The sequence below is a fragment of the Novosphingobium humi genome, assembly GCF_028607105.1.
Taxonomy (GTDB): domain Bacteria; phylum Pseudomonadota; class Alphaproteobacteria; order Sphingomonadales; family Sphingomonadaceae; genus Novosphingobium; species Novosphingobium humi.
In genome coordinates this window covers 1,054,047-1,070,113 of sequence record NZ_CP117418.1, presented here as the reverse complement: position 1 = coordinate 1,070,113, position 16,067 = coordinate 1,054,047, and the positions used below count along the sequence as shown (strand labels likewise).

Sequence of the window (16,067 nt, the reverse complement as noted above, 5' to 3'; positions counted from 1 at the left end):
CCGATTTGTCCTTAAGAACCCCATCCGCGACAGGATCCTGTGGGGGCCGGCTTTGGGCGAGGAAAGCCGTTGGCGGTCGAGCGGTAGCAGGCAATCCGCATGGCGGCGGGGGTGGGGGCGATACGAATTACCTGCCGCACGCAATGTGCCCGGCCCTATCATGCGGAGCGATCCGCAAACATACGAGGGGCGCAAAAGCGGGCATCGGGCGGTCAACGGCGGCAGAAAATTTTGTTGCAATGTCCCACTTTGACTACTGACGCTTTTCGCGCGGCGCTGAGGCGATATCCGATAAGCGGATAGATCATCTTGTCGGGATTCATGATGTCAGCGCCGGGGCTCAAGATGGAAAATGGATGAAAAATAAGATTTTGTTGCTCATCAACTTGATGGCAGCGTGCATGGATTGCCAAAGAACACGCCCTGTTGCGATCCGCAAAGGATAGGCGCTGCGATGAATCTGGACCTTGATGGTTAATTCTACTATTGATTGAACCTAGCATTAATACGGATAGCCTTACGCCCCTCCGCGTTTCACCGGTTATATCCGCATTCGGTTGATCGGCGCTTGAGGAGGCCCCGATTGTCCGGCTGGGGCGGCGTCTTTGAAAATGAAGGTGGAGATTGCTCGAAAAGCCCGGACGAACGGGCCTCGGAGAAAAAGCGGGGGGGCAGCGGATGGTTTTGGGAAACCTTGAGATTGCGAGACCTACGTGGGCGTTGTTTCTTGAACATGTTCCCGCCGCCGTGGCGATGTTTGACCGCGACATGTGCCTTATCGCCTGCAGCCGGCGCTGGCTGGCCGATTATGATCTGGAAGGACAGTCGGTAATCGGGCGCTCCTATTACGCCGTTTTTCCCCAAACCGACGATCAATGGCGCGATATCCACCGCCGCGCGCTGGCCGGTGAAACGCTGCATTGCGATCTGGAACGCTTCAAGCGCGGCGACGGCTCATCCGACTGGATCCAGTGGGAGATCGTTCCCTGGCACTTGCCCGAAGGCGGGATTGGCGGCGTGATGCTCTTTACGCAAAAGCTGACCGGCATCGTGGAAAATGACGAGCGCGCGCGCGCCGTCAAACGGCAACTCGATCTGCTGATCGACAATGTGCAGGATTACGCGATCTACATGCTGGACCCGGAAGGGCGGGTGTCGATGTGGAATGACGGGGCGCGGCGCCTGTTTGGCTGGCATGAGGAGGAAATGCTGGGCCGCCATTACGAGCGCCTGTTCGATGCGCTCGACAATGCCGCCGGACGGCCGCGCATGCAACTGTCCAGGGCTGCGCGCGAAGGTTCGTTCCGCGATCGCTCGCTGCAGTTGCGCAAGGACGGCAGCCACTTTCTGGCCGATGCCACGCTCTGCCGCATCCGCGATGAACATGGCGTGCTGATCGGCTTTGGCCGGGTGGTGCATGACATCACCGACGAGGCCGAATGGCGGCGCATGATCGCGGCCAATGAAACCCAGATGCGTCTGATTCTGGAAACCATTCCGGATGCGATGGTCGTGATCGACGAAACGGGCGCGATCCAGTCCTTCAGCGCGGCGGCCGAGAAGCTTTTCGGATATACCGTGCCCGAGGTGCTGGGCCATGATGTCGGCATCCTGATGGTCGAGGCCGATGCGATGCGTCATGGCGATGATCTGGCCCGATATGGGGCAACGGGGCATGGGCATGTAGTGGGCCATTCGCGCCGGGTGATCGGGCGGCGCAAGGATGGCTCGACATTGCCCCTCGAACTGGCCGTGGGCGAGGCCAAGCTGGGCACCCGGCGGGTGTTCACCGGCTTCATGCGCGATCTGACACGGCGCGAGCGGGCCGATGCGCAACTGCGCGAATTGCAGAATGAGTTGTCCCGCCTCGCGCGCATCTGGGCGGTGGGCACGATGGCGACGGCGCTGGCCCATGATCTCAACCAGCCGCTGGCCGCGATCACCAATTATGTTCAGGCCTGCGCCCAGATGGCCGAACAGGGCGAGAGCGGAGCGGCAGGAGCGATGGGCGATGCGCTGGCCGCGGCCGGACAGGAGGCGTTGCGCGCGGGCGCCATTGTCCAGCGCCTGCGCGAATTCATCGCGCGCGGCGAATTGGCGCTCAGCCGCGAACAGCCCGATGTCCTGGCCAGACAGTCCTGCGCTCTGGTTATGGCCGGCAGCGCGCATGCCAATATCGCATGCCGCGTGATCATGCCCGATGATGTCAAACCGGTGCTGATCGACCGGGTCCAGATCCAGCAGGTGCTGGTCAACCTGTTGCGCAACGCGGTCGAGGCGGTGGGGGTCCATGGCTCCATCACCATCACCGCCACCGAGCAGTGGGACATGATGCGGATTTCCGTGATCGACAATGGCCCCGGCATTGCCCCCGACATTGCCGGCGCCCTGTTCGATCCTTTTTCCACGACCAAATCGACGGGCATGGGGCTTGGCCTGTCGATTTGCCGCGCGATTGTCGAAGCCCATGGCGGCATCCTCTGGCACGAGGCCGTGCCGGAAGGGGGAACCGCGTTTCATTTCACAGTTCCGATGGTGATACGGGGTCCGGAGGAGTTCAACAATGACTGAGAGGCAGATCGTTCATGTTGTAGATGATGAGGATTCCATGCGGCGATCGCTTGATTTTCTCTTGCGCAACGCCGGTTATGCGGTCGAACGCTGGCCCGATGGCGAGAGTTTTCTCAAAGGCGTCTCGCGCGAGGCGCGCGGCTGCGTTCTGCTCGACATCCGCATGGTCGGGATCGACGGGCTCGAGGTTCAGGCGCGCATGGCCCGCGAGGGGCTGGATTTTCCGGTCATCATGCTGACAGGGCATGGCGATGTGCCTTTGTCGGTGCGGGCGATGAAGGCCGGGGCGATCGATTTTCTCGAAAAACCCTGCGACCGTGAAAAGCTGCTTCAGGCGATCCGCAGCGGTTTCAGCTATATGCAGGATCGCGAAACGCGCGCGGAACAGCAACTTTTGGCCAAAACGCGGATCGCGGGCCTGACCGAGCGCGAGCGGCAGGTGTTGGACGGCCTTGCCTGCGGCTATCCCAACAAAACCATCGCTTTTGATCTGGGCATCAGCGTCAGGACGGTCGAGGTGTACCGCGCCAATCTGATGAGCAAGCTGGATCTGACCAATTTTGCCGATACGCTGCGGATTGCCTTTGCCGCAGGGCTGGGGTCGGATGACGTGTGGCAAAGGACCTATCGGATCGCCACAAAACGGGGGCTTGCGCCGGTTCGGGCGGCGGCTTCCGAGGCGTTTCATGACCGCTGAACGCGGTCTTGACAGGCTTTTTCCCGCTTTACGCAAGCCCCCTATTGGGAATGTTACGAATGGCGCCGGGAGTCGCGGCGTTGTCAACAGGTTGGACAGGCCGGTTTCGGGCGTGAATCACCGCTCGGGGCGGGCCAAGAACAAGAACGGGTCTGCACGGACAACTGTCATGATGTATTTAAGCGGCATGGCACGCCGATGAACAACATGAGTGATCCGATTGCTTTGGGCGATGACAAGGTCATGCGCCACAGGCTCATGGAAGAGGCCATCGAGCATATCGATGAGGCCCTGATGGTGTTTGATATTCATGGGGTGGCGGTGGACTGCAATTGGGCCTGCGCCCAATTCAACCGCTTTCCCAACAAGGGGGAATGGAAACTCGCGCTGCAGGAGGGATGGGGGCCGATCGAACGGGTGGCGCTGGGCGAGGGGCTGCCTGATGACAGTTATGAGCTGGTGAAAAGGGCTCTGGCCGGGGAAACCACGCGCGGGGCCGATTACCGGATGCGCCGCATCGACACGGGCGAACAATGGCTGGGCCGCTATACGATCGGGCCGGTCCGCGATGGCGACGGGGCGATCATCGGCGCCTTTGCCGTGGCGCGCGATGTGACCGCCGAGCAGGCGCTGATCGAACGGCTGACAGTCAATATGCGCTATCACACCTCGATCCTTGAAAGCGTGCCCTTTGCCACGACGCTGGTCGATGATGACTGGATCGTCACGGCGGTCAGCCGCAAGACCGAAGTGTTGTTTGGATGGAGTGCGCAGGATCTGATCGGGCAATCGGGCCTGCTCCTGCTGACCGAACTGTCGCGCCTGCTGATCAGGCAGCGCTATGGCCATCTGCGCGGCACCGCTTTTGAAGGCACGATCGAGGTGGGCGCGCTCGAATTCCTGCGCAAGGATGGATCGACCTTCACCGGGCGCACCCGCTTTTCACGGCTCTATTGCGATGGCGGCGCGATCTACACGATCTATGTCGAGGATATTACCGAACATCTGGCCGCGCAGGCGACGATGGAGCGGTTGCAGGCGCAGGTCACGCATCTTTCGCGCGTGAATGCGATGGAAACCATGGCCAGCACATTGGCACATGAATTGAACCAGCCTCTGGCCGCGATCCTGCTCAACAGCCAGACCGCGCGCGCGCTGCTGCCGGGGGGCACGCGCGAGGATGTGGTGGCCTCGCTTGACGAGGTGGCCCATCTGGCTGCGCGGGCGGGGGATATCATCCGCAAGATGCGCTCGTTTATCCGCCATGGCGAAATCGAAAAAGTGCCCGCCCGCCTTGACGCCATCGTGCAGGAGGCGCTGGCGCTGGCCGAGCCCCATGCCAGGGAGCATGAGGTGCTGGTCGGCGCGGCGCCCTATGAAGGCGAGGCGCGCGTGCTGGTCGATCCGATCCAGATCGCGCAGGTTCTGGTCAATCTGATCAGCAATGCGGTCCATGCGGTGTCGGGGCGCAGTTCGGCCTATGTCGACGTCTGCATCAAGGATCATGATGACCACTATCTGCGCGCTGTTGTCACGGATAACGGTCCGGGGCCACATGGCGATGGGCGCCATGTGCTGGCAGGTTTTGCGGGCAAGCCGAGTGCGTTGGATCAGGGACTGGGCCTGTCGATCTGTCGCACCATCATCGAATCGCATGGTGGCCAGGTCTGGCTGGATCATGTTCCCTCGGGCGGTTGTCTTGCCTGTTTCACGCTGCCCAAGATGAAGGCGTGAGCCGCCGACGGCCGCCGCCTTGGCTTTGGCCGGAAACCTGCCCTCGCCCTCAACGGGCATATGGCGCCGCAGCCCGCCCTCAGGCCGGGGGGGAATGGCAGGCTCGCTCGATCGCGCGTGCCGTATCGCGCAGGGCCTTGACGATGCGCGGATCGGCGCCGCCGGGGCCGATCCGCGAGAGCGAGATCGCGGCGGCCACCGATCCGTCGGCCTGATGCACGGGCACGGCGATGCAGGAGAGATCCGCCGCGATCTCGCCGCGATCGAGTGCATAGCCCTGATCGGCAACACAGGCCAATTCGCGCGCCAGATCGACCGGATCGGTGATCGTATTCGGCGTCAGGGCGACAAAGGGCCCGCCCGCCAGATAGGCCTCGCGCTCGCGGACCGGCAGATGGGCCAGCAGCACCTTGCCCATACCCGAGCAATAGGCCTCAAGCTGCATCTCGACACGGGTGAACAATTCGCCTGCGTTCTCGCCGGTCTTGACGCGATAGGTCACCATATCGTTTTCCAGCGTTCCCATCTGGGCCACGCCGCCAAAACGGATCGCCAGGCGATGGAGCAGCGGCGCGGCGGCATGGGCCATCACCTGCCGATCATCGACCTTGCCCAGCATCGCGCGCAGGCGCGGCCCGGCGCGATGCCTGCCCCCGCCCATCGGCGCCAGAAAACCCTCGGCCACCAGCGTCGCGATCTGGCGATGGGCCGTTGCCGACGGTATGCCCTGCGCGCGGGCCAGAGCCGAGACCGTGGAAAGGCCGCCATCGGCAATCACGGCCTCCAGCGTGGCCAGCGCTCGGCTGGTGGCGGAAAGGGTTGGCGTTCCATTTCTCATATGGTGAGAAGATAGCGCCGACCCGCTCTGGTGCCAAGACCTCATGCGGCCTATCTGCGAAAACACGGTCTGGAAGAGGACGATATGAGCGACAATCATCAAGCTGCGGCGCGTCTGCTGCGCGAAGCCTACAGGGGCGGAGCGGTGCCTCCGCTGCGCGATTATCTCGAACCGGTGGACATTGCCGGGGCCTATGCGGTTCAGGAGATCAACACGCGTTTCTGGCAGGAGCAGGGCCGCCGCATCGTGGGGCGCAAGGCCGGATTGACGGCCAAGGCGGTGCAAAAGCAACTGGGCGTGGACCAGCCCGATTTCGGCGCGCTGTTCGACGATATGCAGGTGGCCGATGGCGGCTTCCTCGATCCGGCGCGCTGCCTTCAGCCCAAGGCCGAAGCGGAAATCGCTTTTGTGCTGGGTGCCGATCTGCTTTCGCCCGATGTCACGCCCGATGAGGTGGCCGCCGCCGTATCGAGCGTCCATGCCGCGATCGAAATCGTCGATTCCCGCATTGCCGACTGGACGATCACCTTTTCCGATACGGTGGCCGACAATGGCTCCTCGGCCTTCTTCGTGCTGGCCGGCGAGGGGCGGGGGCTGGAAGGCACCGACCTTTATACCGCGGGCATGGTTATGGAAGTGAACGGCGAAATAGCCTCGGTGGGCGTGGGTGCGGCGGCGCTGGGTCATCCGCTCAATGCTGCGGCATGGCTGGCGCGGACGCTGGCGGCGCGGGGCGCACCCTTGCGCGCGGGCGACATCGTGCTGGCGGGCGCGCTGGGGCCGATGGTGGCGCTTAACCCCGGCGATCATGTCGTGGCCCGTGTGGGCGGCATCGGCGCCTGCAGCTTTACCTATTCAAAGGAATAGAACTCATGGCAAAGACGAAAGTGGCCATCATCGGATCGGGAAACATAGGCACCGATCTGATGATCAAGATCATGCGCCTGTCGAAGGTGCTGGAAATGGGCGTGATGGTGGGCATCGACCCGGCCAGCGACGGTCTGGCCCGCGCCAAACGGATGGGCGCGGCGGTAACGCATGAAGGCATTGACGGTCTGATCGCCATGCCCGAATTCGCCGAGATCGGCATCGTGTTCGACGCCACCAGCGCAGGCGCGCACAAGCGCAACAACGAGATCCTTCAGGCCCACGGCAAGCGGGTGATTGACCTGACGCCTGCGGCCATCGGCCCCTATACGATCCCGCCGGTCAACGGCGAGGCCAATCTGGATGCGCCCAATGTCAATATGGTAACCTGCGGCGGTCAGGCGACCATTCCCATCGTCGCGGCGGTCAACCGCGTGGCCAAGGTGCATTACGGCGAGATCGTCGCCTCGATTTCATCGAAGTCGGCAGGGCCGGGCACGCGGGCCAATATCGACGAATTCACCGAAACCACCAGCGAGGCCATCATGAAGGTGGGCGGCGCCACGCGGGGCAAGGCGATCATCATCCTCAACCCCGCCGAGCCGCCGCTGATCATGCGCGACACGGTCTATTGCCTGTGCGAGGAGGCCGATCCCAAGGCCATCCGCCAGAGCATTCACGACATGGTGGCCGATGTGCAGGCCTATGTGCCGGGCTATCGCATGAAGCAGCAGGTGCAGTTTGAGCATATCGGATCGAACGCGCCGCTGCGCATTCCCGAAATGGCGGGCACCGGCCAGACCGAGTTCACCGGCCTCAAGGTCACGGTGTTTCTGGAAGTCGAGGGCGCGGCCCATTATCTGCCTGCCTATGCGGGCAATCTCGACATCATGACTTCGGCGGCGTTGAAGACCGCCGAGAAAATCGCCCTTCGGCATTTCGCGGGAGAACCGGCATGAGCTTTGATCCCAAGAGCCAAAAGCTCTATATTCAGGATGTCACCCTGCGCGACGGGATGCATGCGGTGCGCCATCAATATGGCCTCGACCATGTGCGCGCCATCGCCCGCGCGCTGGACCGGGCCAAGGTGGACGCCATCGAGGTGGCCCATGGCGACGGGTTGCAGGGTTCCAGCTTCAACTATGGCTTTGGCGCCTATACCGACTGGGACTGGATCGGCGCGGTGGCCGAGGTTTTGGAGCACAGCGTGCTGACCACGCTGCTGCTGCCCGGCATCGGCACGGTGCATGATCTGAAGCATGCCTATGAGATGGGCGTGCGCAGCGTGCGCATCGCCACCCATTGCACCGAGGCCGATGTCAGCCGCCAGCATATCGAGGCGGCGCGGGGGCTGGGCATGGATGTTTCCGGTTTCCTCATGATGAGCCATATGACGAGCCCGGAGGCGCTGGCGGTTCAGGCGAAAATGATGGAGGATTACGGCGCGCATTGCGTTTACGTGACCGACAGCGGCGGGGCGATGAACATGGATGATTATGCCGCGCGCCTGATCGCCTATGACCGCGTGTTGAAGCCCGAGACGCAGCGCGGGGTTCATGCCCATCACAACCTCTCGCTGGGCGTGGCCAATTCGCTGATCGCGGTGCAGAACGGCGCGGTGCGGGTTGATGCCTCGCTGGCGGGCATGGGGGCCGGGGCGGGCAATGCGCCGCTCGAAGTCTTTATCGCGGCGGCCGATCGCTATGGCTGGAACCATGGCTGCGATCTCTATGCGCTGATGGATGCGGCCGACGAACTGGTGCGCCCGCTTCAGGACCGCCCGGTGCAGGTCGACCGCGAGACGCTGACGCTTGGCTATGCGGGGGTCTATTCCAGCTTCCTGCGCCATGCCGAAAAGGCCGCGAAGGATTACGGCGTCGATACACGCAGCATCCTGGCCGAAGTGGGCCGCCGCAAGATGGTCGGCGGCCAGGAGGATATGATCGTCGACATCGCGCTCGATCTGGCGGCGGCGCAATAAGGAAAAAGGCCGGCCTTTCCCTTGAAAGACCGGCCTTGCCCTTCATCGGTTGAGGAAGTTCAGCACCATTTCGTTGAACACATCGGCATGCTCCCATTGGGCCCAGTGGCCGCAGCGGGCAAAGACGTGAAGCTGGGAATTGGGAATGCCCGCCAGTAGGCGCAACCCCACATCCATCGGCACAAAGCGGTCATCGCGGCCCCACACGATCAGCGTGGGCGCGGAAATTTCATGCAGGCGTGCGTTCTGATCGGGGAACTGGCGCGGATTGGCGGCCAGACTTTTCACGAAATTTTCCAGATGGTCGAGGCGCGAGCGCATATTGTCGAGCCGCATCTGCATCTGCGCCTCGGTCAGCGCGCTGGCGTCATAGACAAAGACATTCATCATCGCCTTGAGCTTTTCGATGGTCGGGTCGCGGTAAAGCCCCTGCAGCAGCTTGATGCCTTCGGTGGGCATCGGCGCGTAAAGGCTGGGGCCGCCCGTGCCGCCGCCCATCAGCACCAGTTTGCCCACGCGCGCCGGATTGGCCAGCGCAAAGGCGACCGCGCTGTGTCCGCCCATCGAATTGCCGACCAGATCGGCCTTTTCGATCCCCAGCGCATCGAGCACGCCCTTGACCGCTCCGGCGTTGAGTTCCGAACGCGATCCGGTGCAAACGACCGGGTCGCTCTGGCCCCAGCCGGGACAGTTGATGAGCAGCACGCGGTATCCGGCGGCGACAAAAGGATCGATGTTGCGGTTGAAATTGGCCCAGCCCGTCGCGCCGGGACCGGAGCCGTGCAACATCACAACGGCGCGCTCGCCGCTGCCGATGTCATTGTAATGAATGCGATAGGGTGCACCCTCCACGCTCACGTCAACAAACTGGCTGGTGGAAGTCTCGCTATAGGCGGGGGTCATGTCCGGATGTTCCTTTGCTCAAGAGCATCCCATGGTTTTTTCCGTGCTGGTTCTCTCTCCCGTCACGGCTGTCCGCAAGGGATCGCCCGTGGGCGCTGGCATCCGTCAAAGGCCGGGGCGGTTCCAATACGAATTTGCGATCAATTAAGATGCAAAACCTATAGTTCGTGATCCTGCATTTCCTGCAGCCTGCGCACCAGCGCTTTCACTTCAGGCTTGGCATTGTCGCGCCGCCATGCCGCCATCAATTCGGCCCTGACCGTCGGCCCGGACAGCGGGCGGGTGACGATATTGCGAAAACTGAGCTGGGCCACATAATCGGGCATGATGCTGAAACCCACGCCAAGGCTGACCAATGTAAGCAGGGTCAGCACATTCTCGACCTCCTGCACGGCGTTGAGTGTGACGCCTTCGCGCCGCGCCAGATCGTCGATTACCTGCCCCAGATTGCCCGCGTGGCGACTGGCGATGCGCAGAAACGGCGTGTCGGCCATCGCGCTCAGCGACACCTCGCTGCTCCAGCAGGAGGGGTGGTCGGCGGGCATCAGCAGCACCAGCGATTCGCGCAGGATCACCATGCTGTCGATGGACGGATCATCGACCGGAGGGCGCAGAAATCCAAAGTCAATGGCCCCCGATGCCAGCGCCTCATGCTGTTCAAACGTGGTCAGCGATTGCATGACGATTCGCGTGGCGGGAAATTCCGCGCGCAGCATGGTCAGTGTCTGGGGGAAAATCTTGACCTCGGCGGCCGGGACAAAGCCGATGGTCAGCGTGTTGCCGATATCCTCGCCCGCGCGGCGCGCCAGCAGCTTGGCCCGCTCGGCCTGGGCCAGCACCAGCCTGGCCTCGTCCAGAAACACCTTGCCTGCCGGGGTCAGCGCGACATTGCGCTTGTCGCGGTAGAGCAGGGGCGTGCCGATTTCATATTCAAGATCACGGATTTGCTGGCTGAGCGAAGGTTGCGCGGTGCGCAGCGTCTGGGCCGCGCGGGTAAAGCTGAGCGCTTCGGCCACGGCGACGAAATAGCGGAGATGGCGCAGTTCCATATCCGACACTTATAGGTAGGGCCTATAAGTTGGCAAGAATTAAGTATTTCAGCGGTGCGCCTCCCTCCGTTAATTCCATGCGCAGAGAGCCGGCCCGTCCGGCCCCATTTTCGGGGAGAGTTGCAGCATGGACGACGATCAGATCCGATCGCTGGTGGATTCGCGCAATGGCACCGTCAAACCCGCCATTTACAGCGATGCCCAATTGTATGAACTGGAACTGGAGCGCGTGTTCGGCCGCACATGGCTGTTTCTGGCGCATGAAAGCCAGATCCCCAAGCCGGGCGACTTCTTCAACACTTTCATGGGCGAAGACCCCGTTCTGGTGGTCCGGCAAAAGGACGGCTCGGTTCAGGTGATGATGAACCAGTGCCGCCATCGTGGCATGAAACTGTGCCATGCCGACAGCGGCAACACCAAGGCTTTCACCTGCCCCTATCACGGCTGGGCCTATCAGGTGGATGGCGCGCTGCAATCGGTGCCGCTGGAAAAGGAAGCCTATCGCGGCAAGCTCGACAAGTCGAAATGGGGGCTGATCAAGGCCCCACGCGTCGAGAGCTACAAGGGCCTGATTTTCGCCAATTGGGACGAAAGCGCGCCCGATCTGGTCACTTATCTGGGCGACATGGCGTGGTATCTCGACGGTTTTCTCGACCGGCGCGAGGGCGGCACCGAGGTAGTGGGCGGCGTCCATAAATGGATGATCGACTGCAACTGGAAATTCGCCGCCGAGCAATTCTGCTCCGATCAGTATCACGCGCCCTATACCCACGCCTCGGCCATTCAGGTTTTGGCGCCCACGCCCCAGAACAAGCCCGATGGCAGCCCGCTGGGCGATGGCCAGACCGAGCGCCCGGCATGGGCCAACGGCCTTGGCGGTGTGCAATTTGCCGGCAAGGGCCATGGCAGCGCCTTTTTCTTCACCGAAAACGCCGATGCCAATGTCTGGGTGGGCGGCGAGGTCTCGGCCTATTTCCGCGAAACCTATCCTGAGGCCGAGGCGCGTCTGGGCAAGGTGCGGGCGCTGCGTCTGGCCGGGCATAACACGATGTTTCCGACGCTCTCCTGGCTGAACGGCACCCAGACGCTGCGCGTATGGCATCCGCGCGGGCCGGGGCGCATCGAGGTCTGGGTGTTCTGCATCGCGGACAAGGCCGCCCCGCCCGAGGTGAAGGAAGCGCTCAAAAAGAGCCATGCGCGCGCCTTTGGTCCGGCGGGTTTCCTTGAACAGGACGACTCGGAAAACTGGATCGAGGTGCAAAAGGTGCTGCGCGGCCACAAGGCCCGCCAAACCGACTTCTGCATGCAGATGGGCCTGGGCTTCGAGGAGCGCCGCGAGGACGGCATTCCGGGCATCACCAACGGCACTTTCGCCGAAACCGCCGCGCGCGGTTTTTACCAGCGCTGGGTCGATCTGATGACCGGCAAGAGCTGGAACGAGATCGAGGCGGCGGGCGCCGCATGGGAGCAGGAGGTGATCGATGCTTGATGAACTGACTCGTCCGCTGCGCGTTTCGGCCGATCTTCAGCATGAGGTCGAGCAGTTTCTCTATCTGGAGGCCGCGCTGCTCGATGAAAGGCGGCTGCGCGAATGGCTCGACCTTCTGGCCGATGACATCGAATATACGCTCGACACCAATTCGCTGGCGCAGTTCCGTGATCGTCGCCGGGGCTGGGCGCCGCCCACGACCTATATTTTCCACGAGGACAAATATCAGCTCGAACGCCGCGTCGCCCGCGTCGAAACCGGTCAGGCATGGGCCGAGGAACCGGCCAGCCGCACCCGCCATTTCGTCACCAATGTGCGCGTTCTGGCTCAGGCCGATGATGAGCTGGTGGTGGGCTGCAACTATCTGGTTCATCGCGCGTCCAAGGCGCATGACCACCACAGCTTCATCGGCACCCGCCGCGACACGTTGCGGCGCATTGCCGCGCCCGATGGCGGCGAAACCTTCACCATCGCCCGCCGCCGCCTCGAACTCGACGAGTTCACGCTGATGTCGGCGAACGTGTCGATCATCCTCTGATTATCCGAGCCCCCATCATGACCAAATTCCACGTCTGCGCCGCCGCCGACCTTCCCTCCGGCGAGGCAAAGCGCATCGAGAGCGAGCCTGCCGTTTCGGTGTTTCACGTCGGCGGCGAATATTTCGCGCTGGCCGATCTTTGCACCCATGGCGATGCCTCGATGGCCGATGGCTATATCGAGGATGACTGCACGGTCGAATGCCCGCTCCATGCCGCGCGCTTCTGTCTGCGCACCGGCAAGGCCTTGAGCCAGCCCGCCTATATCGATCTGGCCACCTATCCGGTGAGCATCGAGGACGGGGAAATCTACGTCACGGTGGAGAGCGCGGCATGAGCCGCCTTGCCGGACAGGTCGCGCTGATCACCGGGGGCGGATCAGGGCTGGGGCTGGCGATCCTGCGCAGGTTCGTGGCCGAGGGCGCGCGCGTGGGCGTGCTGGAGCGCGATGCGGGGCGCGTGGCGATGCTCAATGCGCAATATCCCGATGCGGTGCTGGCGGTGGAGGGCGATGTACGCTCCTTTGCTGACAATGCCCGCGCGGTGGAGGCGGTGCTGGCGCGTTTCGGGCGGCTCGACTGCTTCATCGGTAATGCAGCCATCTGGGACCATGGCGCAACACTGGTGGGGCGCAGCGGTGAGGAACTGGAGCGCGGCTTTGACGAGCTCTTCGCCATCAACGTGAAAGGCTATCTGCTGGGCGCCAAGGCGGCGGCGCAGGCGCTGATCGAGAGCGAGGGGTCGATCATCTTCACCCTGTCCAATTCGGCCTTCTATCCCGGCGGCGGCGGCCCGCTCTATACCGCGTCCAAACATGCGGGCGTGGGTCTTGTGCGCCAACTGGCCTATGAACTGGCGCCGCGTGTGCGCGTCAATGCCGTCGCCCCCAGCGGCATGGCCAGCGACCTGCGCGGCGCGGCCTCGCTGGGCCAGCAGGATCAGCGCATCATGGACACGCGCAGCCCCGAGGCGATCAGCGCGATCCTGCCGCTGCAATTCTTTCCCGACCCTGAGGATTTCGTCGGCCCCTATGTCATGCTGGCCAGCCGGGCCGACAATCGCACGCTGAGCGGGGTGTTCATCAACGCCGATTGCGGGCTGGGCATCCGCGGCATCCGCCATGTGGCCGGAGGGCTGGATCTGTGAGCAATGTCCGTCTGATCTGTGCCTCGCACACGCCGATGATGGAATTCATCCATCCCGCCCCCGAGGTCGAGGCGGGCGCCCGCGCCGCCTTTGCCGATCTGGCGCGCGAGGTGGAGGCCTTTGATCCGCAATTGATCGTGATGTTTGCGCCCGATCATTTCAACGGCTTCTTCTATGACCTGATGCCGCCCTTCTGCCTTGGCGTGCGGGCGTGCGGGGCGGGGGACTGGGATTACTGGGCCGAAGCCCTGCCCGTGCCCGAGGCGCTGGCGCTTGATCTGGTTCGCCATGTCCAGAATGAAGGCGTGGATCTGGCCTATTCCTATCGGATGCAGGCCGACCATGGCTTTACCCAGCCGCTGGCGCTGCTGACCCGTGACGTGACGCGCTATCCGGTGCTGCCGATTTTCATCAATGGCGCGGCCCATCCGCTGCCGCCGGTTCATCGCGCGCTGGCGCTGGGGGCTTCGGTGGGGCGCTTTCTGGCCGGGCGTTCCGAACGGGTGTTGATCATCGGTTCGGGCGGGCTGAGCCATGATCCGCCCACGCCGCAGATGGGGCATGTGGGGCCGGAGGTCGAGGAATTCCTGATCGCCGGGCGCAATCCCGCCCCCGAGGCGCGCGCGCGCCGTCAGGCCAATGTGCTGGCCAAGGGCGAGGCTCTGGCGCGCGGCGAGGCCAAGGGCGAGACGCTGCCGCTTGATGCCGCATGGGATGAAGGGCTGATCGAGGACTTTCTGGCCGGGCGTCTTGGCCGCTTTGAAACCATGCGCGATGCCGAAATCTCCGCGCGCGGCGGGCGCGGCGGGCATGAGATCCGGGCCTGGATCGCCGCTTTTGCCGCGATGCGCACGATTGGTCCCTATGCCGCCACGCGCCACTATTACCACCCGATCGACGAATGGATTGCGGGGATGGGCATGGTTTCGGCGCGCGGTGTCGGAGAGACGGCATGACGGTCCCCTGCTTCCTCATTCTGGGTGCTGGCCATGCCGGAACGGCGGCGGCATCGGCCATGCGCGCGGCCGGTTTTGCGGGCCGGATCGTGATGGTCGGCGATGATCCGCATCTGCCCTATGAACGCCCGCCGCTTTCCAAGGAAGCGCTGCGCGGCGCCGATGGGGCCGCTCCGCCGATCTATCCGGCCAATTTTTACGCCGACCGCGCCATTGAACTGAAACTGGGGCAGGCCGCGACTGCCATTGATCCGGGCGCGCAGGTCGTTACACTGGCCAGCGGCGAAAGCATCGGCTTTGACAAGCTGCTGATCGCCACAGGGGCGCGTGCGCGGCGCTATCCTTTGCTCGACGGGTTGGGCGATGCGGCCCATGTCTTGCGCAGCGCCGATGATGCGCGGCGCCTGCGCGCAGAACTGGTGCCGGGCCGCCGCCTGCTGGTGGTGGGCGGCGGGGTCATCGGGCTGGAAGTGGCGGCCACGGCCTGCGCTCTGGGCCTGTCGGTCGAGGTCATCGAGCGGGCGCCGCGTCTGCTGGCGCGCGGGGCACCCGGGCCGCTGGCCGATCTGCTGGCGCTGGCGCACCGCGATCATGGTGTGGCGCTGCATTGCGGGGTGGAACTGGCCAATGCCGCGCGCGATGGCGGCAATGTCCGCCTGACCTGTGCGCAGGGGCGCGATTTCACCGGCGATCTGGTGGTCTACGGCATTGGCGTGACGCTCAATGACGAACTTGCCGCCGCCGCCGGGCTGGCGATGGAGGACGGCATTCTGGTCGATGCGCAGGGCCGCACCAGCCATCCCGCCATCTATGCCGCAGGCGATATTGCCCGGCAGGATCATGCCTTCATCGGCGGCGCGGTGCGTCAGGAGACATGGGCCAACGCGCTGCATCAGGGCGCGGCGGCGGCGCGCGCGATGGTCACAGGCGAGGCCGCGGCCCATGAGGTGCCCTGGTATTGGACCGATCAGTTCGGCGTCAATTATCAGGTCGCCGGGCGCACCACGGCGCAGCGGTGGATCGCCCGCAGCGGCCCGGACGGCCGCCCGCGGATGATCTTCGGTTGGAGCGAGGGCGTGCTGACCGGCGCGGTGGGGGTGGACGCGGGGGCGGATATGCGGATCGCGCGCAAGCTGATCGGGCAGGGCGCGCGGGTCGATCCGGCGGTTCTGGCCGATCCGGGCGTGGCCCTGCGCAAGGTGGGCAGCCACATACAATCGGCCTGAGCCGGGATGAGGGGAGAGATCACGACAACAGACACAGGGAGACAAGCCGCATCGGGCCAATGGGGGCGATGATG

At 63.7% G+C, this 16,067-nt stretch carries 15 protein-coding genes; 12 read left to right on the top strand and 3 right to left on the bottom strand.

Features of this window, described 5'->3' with window-relative positions; genetic code table 11:
• Nucleotides 1-720: 720 nt before the first annotated feature.
• From PQ457_RS20625 to PQ457_RS20615, 3 genes are all read left to right on the top strand, one after another.
• On the top strand, nucleotides 721-2,571 hold the full coding sequence (locus PQ457_RS20625) for a PAS domain S-box protein (RefSeq protein WP_273619677.1): 1,851 nt from the start codon (nucleotides 721-723) through the stop codon (nucleotides 2,569-2,571).
• The gene (locus tag PQ457_RS20620) at nucleotides 2,564-3,268 is read left to right on the top strand and encodes a response regulator transcription factor (protein ID WP_273619676.1); all 705 of its coding nucleotides are present in this window, start codon (nucleotides 2,564-2,566) and stop codon (nucleotides 3,266-3,268) included. Before PQ457_RS20625 ends, PQ457_RS20620 begins: the two co-directional genes overlap by 8 nt.
• Nucleotides 3,269-3,475: 207 nt before the next feature.
• Complete coding sequence (locus PQ457_RS20615) at nucleotides 3,476-5,002, top strand: PAS domain-containing sensor histidine kinase (RefSeq protein ID WP_273619675.1); 1,527 nt, start codon at nucleotides 3,476-3,478, stop codon at nucleotides 5,000-5,002.
• A gap of 79 nt (nucleotides 5,003-5,081) precedes the next feature.
• Here PQ457_RS20615 and PQ457_RS20610 read toward each other — a convergent pair whose 3' ends face one another.
• The gene (locus PQ457_RS20610; RefSeq protein WP_273619674.1) at nucleotides 5,082-5,840 is read right to left on the bottom strand and encodes an IclR family transcriptional regulator; all 759 of its coding nucleotides are present in this window, start codon (nucleotides 5,838-5,840) and stop codon (nucleotides 5,082-5,084) included.
• Between the two features lie 84 nt (nucleotides 5,841-5,924).
• On the opposite strand from PQ457_RS20610, the gene PQ457_RS20605 reads away from it, so the two are divergent.
• The 3 genes from PQ457_RS20605 to dmpG are packed head-to-tail and all read left to right on the top strand — an operon-like array spanning nucleotide 5,925 to nucleotide 8,688.
• Complete coding sequence (locus tag PQ457_RS20605) at nucleotides 5,925-6,707, top strand: 2-keto-4-pentenoate hydratase (RefSeq protein WP_273619673.1); 783 nt, start codon at nucleotides 5,925-5,927, stop codon at nucleotides 6,705-6,707.
• Nucleotides 6,708-6,712: 5 nt separating this feature from the next.
• Nucleotides 6,713-7,666 carry an acetaldehyde dehydrogenase (acetylating) gene (locus tag PQ457_RS20600; RefSeq protein ID WP_273619672.1) on the top strand — a complete coding sequence of 318 codons (954 nt, stop codon included), beginning with the start codon at nucleotides 6,713-6,715 and terminating at the stop codon, nucleotides 7,664-7,666.
• Entirely contained in the window at nucleotides 7,663-8,688 is a 1,026-nt protein-coding gene (dmpG, locus tag PQ457_RS20595; RefSeq protein WP_273619671.1) for a 4-hydroxy-2-oxovalerate aldolase, read from the top strand. The genes PQ457_RS20600 and dmpG overlap by 4 nt, the downstream gene beginning before the upstream one ends.
• Nucleotides 8,689-8,730: 42 nt before the next feature.
• On the opposite strand, the gene PQ457_RS20590 is transcribed toward dmpG, so the two are convergent.
• Both PQ457_RS20590 and PQ457_RS20585 read right to left on the bottom strand, forming a co-directional pair.
• The gene (locus PQ457_RS20590; protein WP_273619670.1) at nucleotides 8,731-9,591 is read right to left on the bottom strand and encodes an alpha/beta fold hydrolase; all 861 of its coding nucleotides are present in this window, start codon (nucleotides 9,589-9,591) and stop codon (nucleotides 8,731-8,733) included.
• 158 nt (nucleotides 9,592-9,749) lie between these two features.
• Nucleotides 9,750-10,640, bottom strand: coding sequence for a LysR substrate-binding domain-containing protein (locus PQ457_RS20585; RefSeq protein ID WP_273619669.1), 891 nt, complete (start codon nucleotides 10,638-10,640; stop codon nucleotides 9,750-9,752).
• Nucleotides 10,641-10,767: 127 nt separating this feature from the next.
• On the opposite strand from PQ457_RS20585, the gene hcaE reads away from it, so the two are divergent.
• From hcaE to PQ457_RS20555, 6 genes are read left to right on the top strand one after another with little or no spacing between them, the layout of a single operon-like run.
• Nucleotides 10,768-12,129, top strand: a complete 1,362-nt coding sequence (gene hcaE / locus PQ457_RS20580; RefSeq protein WP_273619668.1) for a 3-phenylpropionate/cinnamic acid dioxygenase subunit alpha — start codon at nucleotides 10,768-10,770, stop codon at nucleotides 12,127-12,129.
• Complete coding sequence (gene hcaF / locus PQ457_RS20575; RefSeq protein ID WP_273619667.1) at nucleotides 12,122-12,667, top strand: 3-phenylpropionate/cinnamic acid dioxygenase subunit beta; 546 nt, start codon at nucleotides 12,122-12,124, stop codon at nucleotides 12,665-12,667. The genes hcaE and hcaF overlap by 8 nt, the downstream gene beginning before the upstream one ends.
• A 17-nt stretch (nucleotides 12,668-12,684) precedes the next feature.
• Entirely contained in the window at nucleotides 12,685-13,002 is a 318-nt protein-coding gene (hcaC, locus tag PQ457_RS20570) for a 3-phenylpropionate/cinnamic acid dioxygenase ferredoxin subunit (protein WP_168601967.1), read from the top strand.
• Complete coding sequence (gene hcaB, locus PQ457_RS20565; protein ID WP_273619666.1) at nucleotides 12,999-13,811, top strand: 3-phenylpropionate-dihydrodiol/cinnamic acid-dihydrodiol dehydrogenase; 813 nt, start codon at nucleotides 12,999-13,001, stop codon at nucleotides 13,809-13,811. Before hcaC ends, hcaB begins: the two co-directional genes overlap by 4 nt.
• A 35-nt stretch (nucleotides 13,812-13,846) precedes the next feature.
• Nucleotides 13,847-14,767 (top strand): 3-carboxyethylcatechol 2,3-dioxygenase, encoded by a 921-nt coding sequence (locus PQ457_RS20560; RefSeq protein ID WP_420541021.1) that lies wholly within the window; start codon nucleotides 13,847-13,849, stop codon nucleotides 14,765-14,767.
• Nucleotides 14,764-15,993 carry an NAD(P)/FAD-dependent oxidoreductase gene (locus PQ457_RS20555; RefSeq protein WP_273619664.1) on the top strand — a complete coding sequence of 410 codons (1,230 nt, stop codon included), beginning with the start codon at nucleotides 14,764-14,766 and terminating at the stop codon, nucleotides 15,991-15,993. Before PQ457_RS20560 ends, PQ457_RS20555 begins: the two co-directional genes overlap by 4 nt.
• Nucleotides 15,994-16,067: the final 74 nt, after the last annotated feature.